This window comes from Pseudovibrio sp. POLY-S9, assembly GCF_001431305.1.
Classification (GTDB): Bacteria; Pseudomonadota; Alphaproteobacteria; order Rhizobiales; family Stappiaceae; genus Pseudovibrio.
The window spans coordinates 12,938-27,126 of sequence record NZ_LCWX01000131.1 but is presented as its reverse complement, the minus strand read 5'-3'; the positions used below and the strand labels follow the sequence as shown (position 1 = coordinate 27,126).

The window sequence follows — 14,189 nt, the reverse complement described above, 5'->3', positions numbered from 1 at the left end:
GCAAATTGTAATCTTCTTTGCCTTCCATGCTGTGGTGGCCGTTGTGCTGATTGATGAGATGCTCAGGACGTTTGAAGAAAACTACCGCGTGGTGCTGGGCGTGCTCAGCGGCTACATTTCAATTGGCATGGTCTCGTTCTTTCTCTTTATACTTATAGAGCACGTGCACCCGGGCTCCTTCAAAGGCCTGCCCATAGAAAATGTAGAGACCCATTCACAGGAAGAAGCCCTCATGTATGCCGCCTTCATCACGCTGATGACAATCGGCTACGGCGACATCGTTCCGCTGACACCCATCGCCCGGAAGGCCGCAATCATTGTTGGGCTGGCTGGCCAGTTCTACATGGTGGTGCTCACCGCCATCATCGTCGGCAAATTCCTCAAATACAGACAGCCGAAAAAGAAGGACTGACGTGCGCGATAGCTGCAAAACCGCGCCTGCGGCTTTTCCCAAAATGGCGCCCGCAGCCCTTTATAAAAATAGCTCCTGCGGCTTTTTCCAAAATAAAGAATGAAAGCGACCCGTCTGATCCTGATTAAAGCTGAACGGGTTTCATTGGTGGTTATTAAGCGCAGCCTGTTTTAATTGCCCGGAAAAACCTGAGCCAACCGGAAGGTCGCCCATGCCAATGTTCTCCATGGACAATATGCGCAAGCTGAAGAAGTTCAGTTCTTTGGCAACCGGTAAAACCTGGAAGATGTTCATCGCCTTCAATGCAGAGGCCATGTCCGACGGCGTGATCTCCAAAAAGAACAAGCAGCTCATTTCACTGGCCGCCGCACTCACCACCCAATGCCCGTACTGTATCGAGATCCACCGCGAGAATGCCAAAGTCTGCGGCGCAACAGATGAAGAACTCGCCGAAGTCGTCTTCATCGCCGCCGCTATCCGCGCCAGCAGCGCCATCACCCACGGCACCCACATGATAGAGCATGATGAATAACACTGCGGGCAGGGGGATAAGCCAACCTATGAGCGTCAGCGGTACCACGCGACCAGTTTCATAAAAAACGCTGGTTTCTCCCAATTAACGCAAATGAACGCACAAAATAACGCAAACAAAAAAGGCTCCGGAAACCTCCGAAGCCTTTCTTAAAATCATAGAGATATGAGGCGCTTAGCCCTCATCGGCAAGCATCTCCAGCTCCAGCCACTCTTCTTCAAGCGCAGCAAGGTCCTCGTGCAGCTTCCCAACAGCGGTCATCACTTTGTGAAAACGGTCCGGATTGGAGTTGAACAGGTTCTGATCTTCTAACTCCTTCTGACCCTTAGTGATTTTCGCTTCCAGTTTTTCAATTTCACCCGGAATGTCCTTCAGGCGGTGCTGCTGAGTAAAGTTGAGGCCGGACTTCTTGGTCTCCTTCTTCGGCGCAGCAGTAGAGGACTTATCCTCCTTCGCAGCACTGGAAGCCTTGTCCGCCTTGGCAACTTTACGCGCCTGCACGCCTTCACCGCGCTGGCGCACCATGTCGGTGTACCCGCCAGCATACTCACCCCAATTGCCGCTCTCATCTTCCATGGTGATGATGCTGGTGCAGATGCGGTCAAGGAAGTCACGATCATGGCTCACCAGCAGGACGGTGCCGGGATAATCAGAAATCAGCTCTTGCAACAGGTCCAGTGTTTCAAGGTCCAGATCGTTGGTCGGCTCATCAAGCACCATCAGATTGGAAGGCGCAGCCAGCGCACGCGCCAGCAGCAAACGTCCCCGTTCCCCGCCTGAGAGCACACGCACAGGGGTGCGCGCTTGTTCCGGCTTAAACAGGAAGTCCTTGAGATAACTCATAACATGCTTGGAGGTGTCACCCAGAATAACCATATCACCGCTGCCACCCGTCATGGCATTGACGAGCGTGTCATTGGGGTCCAGCTTCTCGCGCTTCTGGTCCAGTGTGATCATCTGCAAGTTGGCGCCAAGGCGGATCGTGCCCGCATCCGGTGCAAGCTCGCCAGTGAGCATCTTCAGCAAGGTGGTCTTGCCAGCCCCGTTTGGCCCCACAAAGCCAATCCGGTCCCCACGCAAAATGCGGGTGGAGAAGTCCTTGACGATCGGGCGCTCTTCGTAGGTCTTGCCAATGTGCTTGGCCTCAGAAACAAGCTTGCCGGAGATATCCCCCTCAGTCGCAGCCATCTTCACGCTGCCCTGCGGTCCTTTATGCTCCTTACGCTTCTGACGCAGATCAGCCAGCTCCCGCACCCGCCGCATATTCCGCTTACGACGCGCAGTCACGCCATAAACCATCCAATGCTCTTCCTGCCGGATCTTCTCATTTAGCCGGGCTTGCTCTTTTTCTTCCTCTTCAAAAACCTTGTCCCGCCACTCTTCAAACTTGGCAAAACCCTGGTCCATACGGCGGGAGATACCCCTATCAATCCAGTAAGTTACGCGGGACAGGTTCTCTAAAAAACGACGGTCATGCGAGATCAGAACAATGGCAGACTTCATCTGCTTAAGCTCAGATTCCAGCCATTCAATCACCGGAAGGTCCAGATGGTTGGTCGGTTCGTCCAGCAACAAAATATCCGGCTCCGGCGCCAAAGCCCGCGCAATCGCCGCCCGCTTGGCTTCCCCGCCCGAAAGCGTCTCCGGATCTTCCTCACCCGTTAAGCCTAAGATTTCTAATAGGTATTTGGCCCGATATTGATCATCACCAGGAGCCAGCCCACCTTCAGCATAGGCAAGAACCGTCGCATACCCCGAAAGATCCGGCTCCTGAGGCAAGTACCGGATCGTCCGCCCCGGCTGCAAAAAATACTCGCCCTTATCCGGCTCTGTTAATCCCGCGGCGATTTTCAGCAGTGTCGACTTGCCAGACCCGTTTCGACCAACTAAGCAGATCCGCTCGCCTTCCCCGACTTGCAGTTCTGCACCAGTCAGAAGAGGTGTTGTTCCAAAGTTAAGGTGTATGTCTCGCACATGAAGAAGCGGTGGTGCCATTAAGCTTGTCTTTCCAGATTCCCAAAACAGCGCATTTCAACGCTAGGAGTAGATTTGTTGGTAGTGCTCTACCACAAATGAGCCAAGGTGAAAGTTTTTTGCCGCCCCTGTGAAAAAACGGGGCGCACAAATGCTGGGCGTCATAGTGACGCGATTGCAAAAGATTCAGTAACGTAATTTGAAATAATTGTTCCAAATTTAGTCTATATTGGAAATAATGCTTCCGTAATCGTTCATAATGTAAATAAGAGATTAAAATAATCTCCGATTACGAGGAAATTTTGATCCTCCGACACTTGCTATAATAACGCAACAGTGAAATGTTGCTGCGAACTGCCAGTCTCCAAATCTGGCGGAATGTAACTTGAGGAGAGGGGAGATCTGCATGATCAAGTCCATTCGTATGTCAGCGCTAGCTGCAGCCCTTATTGCTGCTACTTCGCTATCTGCCACGGCTGAAACCGTATACAACCGTGGTAATTCCGCTGACCCAGAAACACTTGACCAGCACAAGACATCTACAACTTATGAAGCTCACATTCTGCGTGATCTTTATGAGGGTCTTGTTGCTTACAACGCGAAGGGTGAAATCATCCCCGGCGCGGCCGCAAGCTGGACTGTTTCTGACGATGGTCTGACATACACATTCAAGATGCGTGACGACGCAAAGTGGTCAAACGGCGATCCAGTTCTGGCTGGTGACTTCGTTTACTCCCTGCGCCGCATCATGAACCCAATGACCGGTGCGAAATACGCAAACGTTCTCTACCCTATCCTGAATTCCGAAGCCGTTAACAAAGGCGACATGGAAGGTGAGAAGCTCGGCGTTAAAGCAATTGATGACAAGACCCTTGAAATCAAGCTGCACGCTCCAACTCCTTACTTCATCCAGCTTCTGGCGCACCAGTCCGGTCTTCCGGTACACCCTGCATCCGTTGAAAAGTTTGGTTCTGACTTCGTAAAGCCAGCCAACATCGTAACCAACGGCGCATTTGTACTGTCCAGCTTCGTACCGAACGATGCTGTGACCGCAGTTAAGAACCCATACTTCCATGACGCAGCAAACGTTGCTCTGGATTCAGTTAAGTTCTACCCGACTGAAGACCGTGGTGCAGCTCTTCGCCGCTTCCAAGCTGGCGAACTGGACACCAACAATGATGCTCCATTGGAGCAGATTGACTTCATTCGTGGCACTTTGGGCAATCAGTTTAAAGTCGCGCCATATCTCGGCAACTACTACTACGCGCTGAACCATGAATCTGAAGCTATGAAAGACCCTGATATTCGTCAGGCTCTGTCCATGGCGATCGACCGTGAATTCCTTGCCGAAGACATTTGGGGCGGCACCATGGTTGCTGCATACTCCCTCGTGCCTCCTGGAATCGACAACTACGGCGAACCAGCTTACGCTCCTTGGGCAGAAACTGACCTGCTCGATCGTGAGGAAGAAGCTAAGAAGATTCTTGAAGCTAAAGGTTACAACCAGAGCAACCCTCTGAAGGTTGAAATCCGTTACAACACCTCTGAGAACCACAAGAACACTGCTGTTGCAATTGCAGACATGTGGAAGCCTCTTGGCGTTGAAGTGTCCATGTTGAACACTGACACCAAGACCCACTACGCACACCTGCGTGACCGTGGTGATTTCGATGTTGCTCGTGCAGGCTGGATCGGTGACTACTCCGACCCGCAGAACTTCCTGTTCATGACTGAAAGCGACAACACAGGCTTCAACTACGCTCGCTATGAAAACCCTGAGTACGATGCACTCATGGATGAAGCAGCTGTAACTGTTGACCTAGAAAAGCGTGCAGCGATCCTGAAGAAAGCAGAAACGATCTTCATGCGTGATCTGCCATTCCTGCCTTTGATGTACTACGGCTCCAAAAACCTCGTTTCTGATAAGGTTTCCGGTTTCGAAACCAACCTGTTGGACGTGCATCCAAGCCGCTTCGTCAAGATTAACAAGTAATCTTTAACGCGACAGAAAATGCCAGTCATGCAGGATAGCTCATGGCTGGCATTTTTGTGAACTATCGGTAAAAAAAACGATAAACAACTGGAGAAGCAAGGCCCATGTTACGCTATGTCCTGAGCAGATTGCTCAGCGCGATACCGACCTTGTTCTTGATCATTACGATTTCCTTCTTCCTTATGCGCGTAGCGCCAGGTGGTCCGTTCGATCTGGAACGTCCATTGGAAGCAAAGGTTATGGAGAATCTGAACAAGATCTACAATTTGGACAAATCTCTTTGGGAGCAGTACCTCATTTATCTCAAGAGCGTATTGTCCGGTGATTTTGGTCCAAGTTTCTTCTTCCGAGATTTCTCGATCAATGAACTTTTCGCCCAAAGTCTTCCAATCTCCATGCAGCTCGGTCTTTCTGCACTGGCTCTTGCCCTGGCTGTTGGTGGGTTTTTGGGGGTTATCGCAGCGCTGCGCCAGAATAAAGGCGTCGACTACTCTGTGATGGCCGTTGCGACACTCGGGGTGACCATCCCGAACTTTGTTGTGGCACCAATTCTGACACTCATACTGGGTGTGCATTTTGGTTGGCTCCCTGTCGGGGGCTGGGGCGGTGGCGCCTTCGTCAACATGGTTCTGCCTGTCGTAACGCTGGCTCTTCCGCAGATTGCAGTTGTTGCCCGTTTGACCCGTGGTTCAATGATTGAAGCACTGCGTTCCAACCATGTCCGCACTGCACGCGCTTATGGCCTGTCCGGATACACCGTCGTTGTCATTCACGCTCTGCGTGGTGCCATCTTGCCGGTTGTGTCCTACCTCGGCCCTGCAGCTGCTGCATTGCTGACCGGTTCCGTTGTTATCGAAACCATCTTCGGTATCCCGGGTATTGGCCGCTACTTCGTACAAGGCGCTCTGAACCGTGACTACACACTCGTAATGGGTACTGTCGTAGTCGTCGCTTGTTTCGTCATTATCTTCAACCTCATCGTGGATCTGCTCTATGCAATGCTTGATCCTCGTGTGCGTTTTGACTGAGGACTCGAATTTATGAGTGTTACCTCCGACCAGCTGAAAGAAGCCCCGAAAATGGGCCGCTCGCTGTGGGATGACGCCCGTGATCGTCTTCTCGCAAACAAAGCAGCAGTGACCTCTCTGATCGTGCTGGCAGTGATCACACTGCTGTCCGTCGTTGGGCCAATGCTGACACCGCACCCATACGATCAGGTTTATCGCGATTACGTGAAGCAGCCTGCGAGCCTGGAAGCTTATCCGAAGCAGGATGAGATCCAGCCAGCCTTTGCAAAAATTGCAAAGCGTGCTCGTATGACCGTCGACAGCTATGAACTGAACGATGGCAAGGTGACTGCAACAGTAACATCCCGTCGCAAACTGGATGAGCGTTATGCGCGTTACTTCGATCGTTCTGATCTGTTTGAGAGTGCTGCAATCAGCAACATCTCTTCAGACAAAAAGAGCGCGACTGTAACCGCTGACATTCAGTATATGCACTTCTACTTCGGTACGGATGCAAACGGCCGTGACATGCTCACCCGTACACTGATTGCAGGTCGTGTTTCCTTGACCATCGGTCTGCTGGCAACCTTCGTTGCAATCAGCATCGGTGTGTTCTGGGGGGCTGCCTCCGGTTACTTCGGTGGCAGGGTCGATCTGGTGATGATGCGTGTTGTAGACATCCTCTACTCACTGCCATTCATCTTCTTCGTGATCATGCTTGTTGTGTTCTTTGGCCGTAACTTCGTCCTGATGTTTATTGCCGTGGGTGCTGTTGAATGGCTGGATATGGCGCGTATTGTGCGTGGTCAAACCCTGTCCATCAAACGCCAGGAATACGTACAGGCTGCGGAAGCTATGGGTGTTGAAGGTGGCGGTATTCTGAAGCGCCACATCATTCCAAACACCCTTGGTCCGGTTGTGATCTACATGACTCTGCTGGTACCAAAAGTGATCCTGCTGGAAAGCTTCCTGTCCTTCTTGGGCCTCGGCGTTCAGGAACCAATGACCTCTTGGGGTGTGTTGATCTCCGAAGGTGCGCGTAACCTGCAAGGTGCTGCATGGATGCTGGTGTTCCCGGCAATCTTCCTCACCTCCACATTGTTCGCGCTGAACTTCATCGGCGACGGTCTGCGCGATGCGCTGGACCCTAAGGATCGATAAGAGGACAGAATGAGCAAGATTAACGAAAACACTGTTCTTGAGATCGACACTCTTAAAGTTGATTTCGAAACCAACACTGGCATGGTTCACGCAGTAAAAGGCGTGAACATCCATGTGGACTCCGGCGAGACAGTCGCGATTGTGGGCGAGTCTGGCTCTGGTAAATCCCAGACCATGATGGCAGCCATGGGGCTTCTGGCAGGCAACGGCATCACCCATGGTGAAGTCCGTTATCGCGGCACGAACATCCTTGGGTCTTCCATTCGTCAGCTCAACAAGATCCGTGGTGCGAAAGTGACCATGATTTTCCAGGAGCCGATGACTTCTCTGGATCCGCTCTACTCCATTGAGCGGCAGCTCTGTGAGCCAATGGTTGAGCACGGCGAATACACCTGGGCAACAGCGAAAAAGCGCGCTGTAGAGCTTCTGGAGCTCGTGGGTATTCCTGAGCCTGCACGTAAAGTGAAGGCGTTCCCCTATGAGATGTCTGGCGGTCAGCGCCAGCGTGTCATGATCGCAATGGCGCTCGCAAACGATCCGGATATCCTGATCGCGGATGAGCCAACCACTGCGTTGGACGTGACCACTCAGGCTCAGATTCTTGAGCTGATGGCAGATCTTCAAAAACGCCTCGGCATGGCAGTTGTGTTCATCACCCACGATCTGGGTATCGTTGAGCGCATCTCCGACCGTGTGTATGTGATGAAGTCTGGTGAAGTTGTTGAAGAGGGCAACACCAAAGAAATCTTTGGAAATCCTCAGCACGACTACACCAAGATGCTGCTGGATGCAGAGCCAACCGGTTCTAAAGCCGTTGTGCCTGATAGCAACCCGATTGTTCTGGATGCAAAGGACGTGCGCGTTGAGTTTGAAACCGAAACTGGTTTCCTCAAACCAAACCACGTCCTGCGCGCTGTAAACGACATTTCCATGGAAGTGCGTGAAGGCCAGACACTCGGCATCGTAGGCGAGTCCGGTTCTGGTAAATCCACTCTGGGCCGTGCTGTACTTCAGCTTCTGCCAACAGCAGGTGGCCGTGTTGTTTACCTCGGAAACGACATCACCGGTGCAGCCAAAAAGAAGATGCAGCCGCTTCGTAAAGAAATGCAGCTCATCTTCCAGGATCCGTTCGGGTCTCTGTCCCCACGTATGACTGTGGGCCAGATCATCACCGAAGGTCTGTTGGTACATGAACCTCAGCTTTCAGCCAAGGAACGTGATCTGCGGGCTATCCAGGCGCTTGAAGAAGTGTCCATGGACCCGGCCATGCGCAACCGCTACCCACACGAGTTCTCTGGTGGTCAGCGTCAGCGTATCGCGATTGCACGCACCATGATCCTCAATCCAAAGCTTGTTGTGCTGGACGAACCAACCTCCGCGTTGGACCGTACTGTACAAAAACAGGTGGTTGAGCTTCTGCGCAACCTGCAAAAAGAGCATGGCCTGACCTATCTCTTCATCTCTCACGATCTGGCTGTGGTTCGCGCCATGTCCGATACTGTGATGGTGATGCAGAAAGGCGAAGTGGTTGAAAAGGGACTGGCAGAAGAAATCTTCTCCAACCCGAAAGAAGACTACACCAAAGAACTGCTCGAAGCTGCCGCCTTGAAGCCAGCTTGAAGCTAAGCGATTAAAGCTTTGAAAATTGAAAACCCCGGTGCATCGCGCCGGGGTTTTTGCATGAGGCGTGAGAGGTTTACTGTCAAAGTGCACCGCATCGTTTGCACTCAAACTATCTTAACAGCTTGAGCGCTCCCACAAGTGAGCGCACCAGTTTGCTTGGACCACAAATCCCTATCCCGTCTACCTTCTCTGTTTTCAGAGCCTGTGTGGGTACCAGAGCGTCATACTCAGCGAAAGAATGGATTGATCTGGCAAAGGCGGGAAAGACAACCAGAGTAATTTCGTCAAGGTGTGCGGAGGACTTCGTCAGTAAGTTCTGCATTTGATCGATATTGGCCTGCAGGATAGGGACAGGACGATCCGCACTGCACTTGAAGGATACACCCTCACTGTCCGTTAAAGTTACTCCGGCCAACCCGTTGTTTTCTGTTCCAATCCCAATTGATATAGCCCCGACCGTATTTGCGAGCAGACCCGTAGGTAATTCCGGGTCCGCCACAATCGCAAGCCGCAAATCATGTTCACCTCGAAGTGGTTGTTTCTTGATTTGATTAGTAAGCATCCTTGTCTCCTTTATGGGGACAATATCTGGACGCAGAAGAGAAGGTTGATCTATCTTGCCCTAGAATGAGCTATATACAGGTAGGTGCTACCTGAAAATCGCCAAAGTTAGGTATGGTCTACCAATAGGAGTGCAAAATGTCTCTTGAAAGTAGTGGGCAACAAAAGAAAGCTGTTCAGCTGGATGCCGCAGATAGGAAAATCCTTCAGGTTTTGCAGAAGGAGGGACGCCTTTCAAATACTGAGCTTGCCGAAAAGGTGGGTATGTCCACCTCGCCGTGCTGGCGGCGCGTCAGACGGTTAGAGCAGGAAGGGGTGATCAGTAATTACGCCGCTCGTCTGGATCGAAAAACTCTGGGCCTTGGTGTGTTCGTTGTCGTGATGATCCAGATTGACGCGCACAATGCAGAACAGGCCGTGGAGTTTGAAAAGGCTGTGCTGAAGCTTGAGCAGGTCATTGCCTGCTACTCAGTCGGAGGGGGAGTTGATTTCGTGCTGCAAGTGGTTTGCGAAGATCTTGATGCGTATGCCGAATTCTCAATGAACATCCTACGGCGCCTTCCCGGCATTAAAGCTATGGAAAGCAACTTTGTGCTCAAGGAGCTAAAGCCGCTCACGGGCTGGCCTGTTTGACTGACATGCCAACCCATTTTTCACATCTTCGCGGCAAGGAAGGGGAATTAAATCCCCGCTCGCTCCAAAACGCTGATCCAGTTCTTGTGCGCGATCTTGGCGATCAGGTCCTCACCGAAGTCTGCTTTGCGGAAGGCTTCGATCAGGTTTGGCAAACCAGCCACATCCTTGATGTCGTTGGCAACCAGACAGCCGTCGTAGTCTGATCCAAGCGCAACTCCATCTTCACCCAGTTTGTTGATCAGATAGTCTGCATGGCGCAAGATCACGTCTAAAGGCATGTCAGAGTTTAGCTGACCATCAGGACGCAGGAAGAAGACTGCAAAGTTGATACCCACCAGTCCTTTAGATTCAGCAATCGCATCAAGTTGCTTATCTGTCAGGTTCCGGCTCATCGGACAGATCTTGAACACGTTGGAATGGCTCGCTACGATCGGTTTGTCGGTGATCTTGGCCAGATCCCAAAAACCTTTCTCATTCAAGTGAGACACGTCCAGTTGGATCTTACGGTGATTACACTGGCGCACCAGCTCTTTACCAACATCAGTAAGACCCGGACCAATGTCTGGGCTATGCTCAAACTCCATCGGCACGCCATATCCGAAGATGGTCTCACGGCTCCATACAGGACCGATAGAGCGCAAACCGCGATTATACAGCAGCTCTAGCGCTTCAAAGTCCTTGTCGATGCACTCGGCGCCTTCAACATGCAGCATCATCGCCAGTTGCTCAGCCGCCATTGCCTCCTTGATTGCAGCAGTCGAACGGCAGATCTTCACCTCATCATTCCCCTTGGCTTCAAGGTCCTCTGCAATATCAAGAAGCTTCAGAGTATAATCCAGCGCCTCCTGTTGCGGCACGCCTTTGAAGTGTTCGGGACTTTTGAAGTCAACCTCTTTACCTTCTTTCGGCTTTGCTCTGACAGAAGGGGTAAACATGGCAAACAGACCACCAGCAAAACCGCCTTTGCGGGCGCGTGGAAGATCGATGTGATCGTGACCAGCCTCCTCAAAGAAACTGCGTTCCTTGGGAGTATTCGACCGACGCTCCAACGAGAGCAGCGTATCGTTATGGCCGTCAAAAACCGGAACCAGGTTGGAGGCAGTATCTGTCATGAAGAACTCCGAAAATGAAAAATGCTATGAGAAAAACCATATGTGAAAAGCAAAAGGGATCTACGCAAAGCCCACGGCCACTGGCACAAAGCTAGGTCACATTGGCGGAATTTGAAACTACACTGTTAAATATTAAACCCTTAAAATCAATAGGATCAGCGGATATTTCTGGATGGTTTTATGAGGGAACAGCGCAATGGCGACAGTGATCAGAAGCTCTGACTTTACGGCAGACAAAGCCTGGGGTGCACAGCAGATTGCCAACATGAATGGCATTACCACACGGCTGCATTGGACGGATCAGCCCTACACGTGGCATGTGAATGAGGGGGAGGAAGTGTTTGTCGTACTGTCTGGATGCGTCGAGATGAAGTATCGCCAAAACGGCGAGGAACTCTCCGCTCTATTGAACACAGGCGATATTTTCTATGCTTCAATCGGCACTGAACATATAGCACAGCCTCATGGTGAGGCGCGTGTGCTGGTCGTTGAGACTGAGGGCAGTGTTTGATACCAGGCGATTTGGGGAAGGGGACTGATGTCCCCATCCTCGGTCTTGAGCGAGTAGGTCAGGCCAAACCAGGCAAGGCCACATCTACCATGATCATCGCGAAATGACAGGCCGCTGCTGACAACACAAAACCGTGCCAGATCGCGTTTTGGAATGGCAGGTTCTTCCAGATGTAAAACAGGGTGCCAACCGTATAGAGGCCACCGCCGGTGGCAAGCAGCGTGAAGCCTGCCAGGGATAACTCATTGTAAATAGGAACGATTGCAAAGAAACTCACCCAGCCCATCGCCAGATAAATAGGCACAGCCAGCTTATCCATGGAAGTAATGTGCAAGATCTTGATGGCCGCCCCCGCCACCGCACAAATCCAGATCCCGACGAGCATGGAAATCCCAAGCCACCCGCCAAGAACCATCAGGCATAGGGGAGTGTAGGTACCAGCAATAAGGAAATAGATTGCGGAATGGTCCAGACGGCGCAGGATGCCAATCTTGTTATCTTTCTGCAAAATATTGTAGGTCGCAGAGCAGACAAGCATGGCCAACAGCGTACCAGCATATATGTAGATGCTGATTTGCCGGGCATAATCATCCGCTGCCCACAAGACCATAACAAAGGCTGTTGTCGCAGCAGCTCCAAACGCAATGCCCACAACGTGGATGACGCCGTCAACCACTCGTTCTGCGTAGGTTTCTTCCCTCATCCGCGGACAATCCCCCAATTAATCCAATATATACCCTCTTCCATAATGCAGGTCCAAGCTCGTAAACTCAACTGTAACTAAGTTGCAATCTGGTCATTTACTGGGCAATTCTCAATTCTGAAGGTCATGCCCTTGGAAATCGGGCATATCCAATTGCCAGTCTCGCCCAGATGTGGCATTGCCTCTCTCGGCTTCCCAAAAGAAGCTGCTCTGATTTGAAGGACCCTCTGGGCTCTGTGGGAAAGAACGCGAAAGCGAAACAGCTGCTTTGCAATTTTCCCTAGAATCGGAGATTTTGCGCTGACTTCCCAAGCAGCAGTCGATGCCATTTTCGGGTTTGTAAGCGTTGGTTCTTGCCAGCGTCGAAATCTGAGAAGCGAACCGCAGCGCACTTTAAAAAACGTTTATTGCCGATACCCGGTTAATCACCTGCCTCTTGCGAGGCGCAACAAGAGATTTTGAATGACGGTCAGCATCGAAATGGGTGTCAAACCTAATGGCACCTCCTCTGTTGTCGATCTTGAAGAATTGCTTGCAACGCGACTACTCGTGCAGGGAAACTCCGGCTCGGGCAAATCGCACCTGCTACGCCGCCTGATGGAGCAAAGCGCACCATGGGTGCAACAGGTGGTGATTGACCCGGAAGGCGACTTTGTCTCGCTGGCAGATGAGTTTGGGCATGTGGTGATTGAGGCGACCATGAATGATCGCGAACTCACCATGATCGCCGCTCGCGTGCGCCAGCACCGCATTTCCGTCATTCTCAACCTGGAACATCTGGAACCGGACAAGCAGCTCAAAGCCGCTGCTGCCTTCCTGAACGGCCTGTTCGATTCCGACCGCCAGTACTGGTATCCGGTTCTGGTTGTCGTGGATGAAGCTCAGCTGTTTGCACCTTCCGCCTCTGGTGATTACGGCGAAGAAGCCCGCCGCCTTTCCCTGATGGCCATGACCAACCTCATGTGTCGTGGTCGTAAGCGTGGTCTGGCAGGCATCATCGCCACCCAGCGTCTGGCAAAGCTTGCCAAGAACGTGGCTGCGGAAGCCTCCAACTTCCTGATGGGCCGTACCTTCCTTGATATTGACATGGCCCGCGCCTCCGACTTGCTCGGCATGGACCGGCGTCAGGCAGAACAGTTCCGTAACCTTGAGCGCGGACAGTTCATCTCCCTCGGCCCGGCAATGACCCGTCGCCCGCAAAAAGTGGTGATTGGCGAAGTTGTCACGGGCAGCCGGGGGGGCTCGCCAAAGCTGATGCCAATGCCGAACCAGCCAGTTGAAACAGCTGCTGAACTGATCTTCACAGCAACGGACAATGATCCGGTGCTGCACAACAACCGTGTGGCCGCGCCTTCTGCAAAAGACGTTATGTTGCAGCTGTCACAAACAGCCGCCAGCAACATGCAGGCACAGCATAAGGAAGTTGTTGAAGCCGAGCCGGAGGACCTCTTCAATCTGGAAGAGAAGAACCAGCAGTATCAGGAGATCATCGCCAAGATCCTTGAAGACCCTGAAGCTGCCTTCGCTCCGGTCTCACAGCTCTATCAGGATTTTCAGGTCCGCTGCCGCATTGATCGGTTGAAGTCTCAGGATCTTGCCAAGTTCCGTAAGTTTCTTTCTGTGGCCCGTGCTGGTGTCGATAAAAAAGAAGTCGAAGAAGGCGACTGGCAGCAAGCAGAAGTGATTGCTGGTCAGCTGCCAGAAGAGATGCGCGGCGTCTATCTTCTGTTGGCCAAAGCTGCCTTTGCAGATGAGCCGTGCCCGGCAGACCTGGACATCGCGAAAGCGTATGGTACCCGTTCACCGGGCAGAGCCCGTTGGCTGCTCACCCATATGGAAGAGCAGGGCTTCATCATCTGTGCCAGTGATCTGCGTGGAAACCGCATCGTGACCCTGCCGGATATCGGCAAGCAAACCGCAACCAAATAAGCTGTAGGTCAGCGGCCATCCGGCAAGGAATGGCC

The 14,189-nt window shown here is 52.1% G+C and carries 13 protein-coding genes; 9 read left to right on the top strand and 4 right to left on the bottom strand.

Annotation, left to right across the window (positions count from 1 at the left end; all coding sequences use genetic code 11):
* Both PPL9_RS31270 and PPL9_RS11250 read left to right on the top strand, forming a co-directional pair.
* The coding region (locus PPL9_RS31270) for a potassium channel family protein (protein ID WP_082596752.1) at nt 1–412 on the top strand (412 nt) is incomplete at its 5' end.
* A 211-nt stretch (nt 413–623) separates the two neighbouring features.
* Nucleotides 624–944, top strand: coding sequence for a carboxymuconolactone decarboxylase family protein (locus tag PPL9_RS11250; protein WP_057462788.1), 321 nt, complete (start codon nt 624–626; stop codon nt 942–944).
* A gap of 174 nt (nt 945–1,118) precedes the next feature.
* Here PPL9_RS11250 and PPL9_RS11245 read toward each other — a convergent pair whose 3' ends face one another.
* Nucleotides 1,119–2,939: an ABC-F family ATP-binding cassette domain-containing protein gene (locus PPL9_RS11245; RefSeq protein WP_057462787.1), complete on the bottom strand. Its 1,821-nt coding sequence runs from the start codon at nt 2,937–2,939 to the stop codon at nt 1,119–1,121.
* Between the two features lie 385 nt (nt 2,940–3,324).
* On the opposite strand from PPL9_RS11245, the gene PPL9_RS11240 reads away from it, so the two are divergent.
* The 4 genes from PPL9_RS11240 (at nt 3,325) to PPL9_RS11225 (ending at nt 8,699) form a co-directional block, all read left to right on the top strand.
* A complete protein-coding gene (locus PPL9_RS11240) occupies nt 3,325–4,911 on the top strand; it encodes a peptide ABC transporter substrate-binding protein (protein ID WP_057462786.1) in 1,587 nt (528 codons plus the stop codon).
* A 104-nt stretch (nt 4,912–5,015) separates the two neighbouring features.
* Nucleotides 5,016–5,939, top strand: coding sequence for an oligopeptide ABC transporter permease OppB (oppB, locus tag PPL9_RS11235; protein ID WP_057462785.1), 924 nt, complete (start codon nt 5,016–5,018; stop codon nt 5,937–5,939).
* A 12-nt stretch (nt 5,940–5,951) separates the two neighbouring features.
* Entirely contained in the window at nt 5,952–7,079 is a 1,128-nt protein-coding gene (locus tag PPL9_RS11230; RefSeq protein WP_057462784.1) for an ABC transporter permease subunit, read from the top strand.
* A 9-nt stretch (nt 7,080–7,088) separates the two neighbouring features.
* Nucleotides 7,089–8,699, top strand: a complete 1,611-nt coding sequence (locus PPL9_RS11225; RefSeq protein ID WP_057462783.1) for an ABC transporter ATP-binding protein — start codon at nt 7,089–7,091, stop codon at nt 8,697–8,699.
* Between the two features lie 112 nt (nt 8,700–8,811).
* Here the strand turns inward: PPL9_RS11225 and PPL9_RS11220 are convergent, their stop codons facing one another.
* A complete protein-coding gene (locus PPL9_RS11220; protein WP_057462782.1) occupies nt 8,812–9,264 on the bottom strand; it encodes a DUF2000 domain-containing protein in 453 nt (150 codons plus the stop codon).
* 137 nt (nt 9,265–9,401) lie between these two features.
* Here PPL9_RS11220 and PPL9_RS11215 point away from each other — a divergent pair, with 137 nt between their 5' ends.
* Complete coding sequence (locus PPL9_RS11215; protein ID WP_057462781.1) at nt 9,402–9,896, top strand: Lrp/AsnC family transcriptional regulator; 495 nt, start codon at nt 9,402–9,404, stop codon at nt 9,894–9,896.
* A 47-nt stretch (nt 9,897–9,943) separates the two neighbouring features.
* Here PPL9_RS11215 and PPL9_RS11210 read toward each other — a convergent pair whose 3' ends face one another.
* Complete coding sequence (locus PPL9_RS11210; RefSeq protein ID WP_057462780.1) at nt 9,944–11,011, bottom strand: dipeptidase; 1,068 nt, start codon at nt 11,009–11,011, stop codon at nt 9,944–9,946.
* A gap of 196 nt (nt 11,012–11,207) precedes the next feature.
* On the opposite strand from PPL9_RS11210, the gene PPL9_RS11205 reads away from it, so the two are divergent.
* Nucleotides 11,208–11,522: a cupin gene (locus tag PPL9_RS11205; RefSeq protein ID WP_057462779.1), complete on the top strand. Its 315-nt coding sequence runs from the start codon at nt 11,208–11,210 to the stop codon at nt 11,520–11,522.
* A gap of 58 nt (nt 11,523–11,580) precedes the next feature.
* On the opposite strand, the gene PPL9_RS11200 is transcribed toward PPL9_RS11205, so the two are convergent.
* Nucleotides 11,581–12,225 (bottom strand): hemolysin III family protein, encoded by a 645-nt coding sequence (locus PPL9_RS11200; protein WP_057462778.1) that lies wholly within the window; start codon nt 12,223–12,225, stop codon nt 11,581–11,583.
* 462 nt (nt 12,226–12,687) lie between these two features.
* Here PPL9_RS11200 and PPL9_RS11190 point away from each other — a divergent pair, with 462 nt between their 5' ends.
* Nucleotides 12,688–14,154, top strand: coding sequence for an ATP-binding protein (locus PPL9_RS11190; protein ID WP_057462776.1), 1,467 nt, complete (start codon nt 12,688–12,690; stop codon nt 14,152–14,154).
* The last annotated feature ends 35 nt before the right edge of the window (nt 14,155–14,189 follow it).

Excerpts from the sequence above, each read along its gene's own strand:
- PPL9_RS11215 (WP_057462781.1), top strand. The coding sequence starts at position 9,402 with ATGTCTCTTGAAAGTAGTGGGCAACAAAAGAAAGCTGTTCAGCTGGAT.
- PPL9_RS11200 (WP_057462778.1), bottom strand. The coding sequence starts at position 12,225 with ATGAGGGAAGAAACCTACGCAGAACGAGTGGTTGACGGCGTCATCCAC.
- PPL9_RS11210 (WP_057462780.1), bottom strand. The coding sequence starts at position 11,011 with ATGACAGATACTGCCTCCAACCTGGTTCCGGTTTTTGACGGCCATAAC.
- PPL9_RS11230 (WP_057462784.1), top strand. The coding sequence starts at position 5,952 with ATGAGTGTTACCTCCGACCAGCTGAAAGAAGCCCCGAAAATGGGCCGC.
- PPL9_RS11225 (WP_057462783.1), top strand. The coding sequence starts at position 7,089 with ATGAGCAAGATTAACGAAAACACTGTTCTTGAGATCGACACTCTTAAA.
- PPL9_RS11220 (WP_057462782.1), bottom strand. The coding sequence starts at position 9,264 with ATGCTTACTAATCAAATCAAGAAACAACCACTTCGAGGTGAACATGAT.
- PPL9_RS11240 (WP_057462786.1), top strand. The coding sequence starts at position 3,325 with ATGATCAAGTCCATTCGTATGTCAGCGCTAGCTGCAGCCCTTATTGCT.
- oppB (WP_057462785.1), top strand. The coding sequence starts at position 5,016 with ATGTTACGCTATGTCCTGAGCAGATTGCTCAGCGCGATACCGACCTTG.
- PPL9_RS11205 (WP_057462779.1), top strand. The coding sequence starts at position 11,208 with ATGGCGACAGTGATCAGAAGCTCTGACTTTACGGCAGACAAAGCCTGG.
- PPL9_RS11190 (WP_057462776.1), top strand. The coding sequence starts at position 12,688 with ATGACGGTCAGCATCGAAATGGGTGTCAAACCTAATGGCACCTCCTCT.
- PPL9_RS11245 (WP_057462787.1), bottom strand. The coding sequence starts at position 2,939 with ATGGCACCACCGCTTCTTCATGTGCGAGACATACACCTTAACTTTGGA.
- PPL9_RS11250 (WP_057462788.1), top strand. The coding sequence starts at position 624 with ATGCCAATGTTCTCCATGGACAATATGCGCAAGCTGAAGAAGTTCAGT.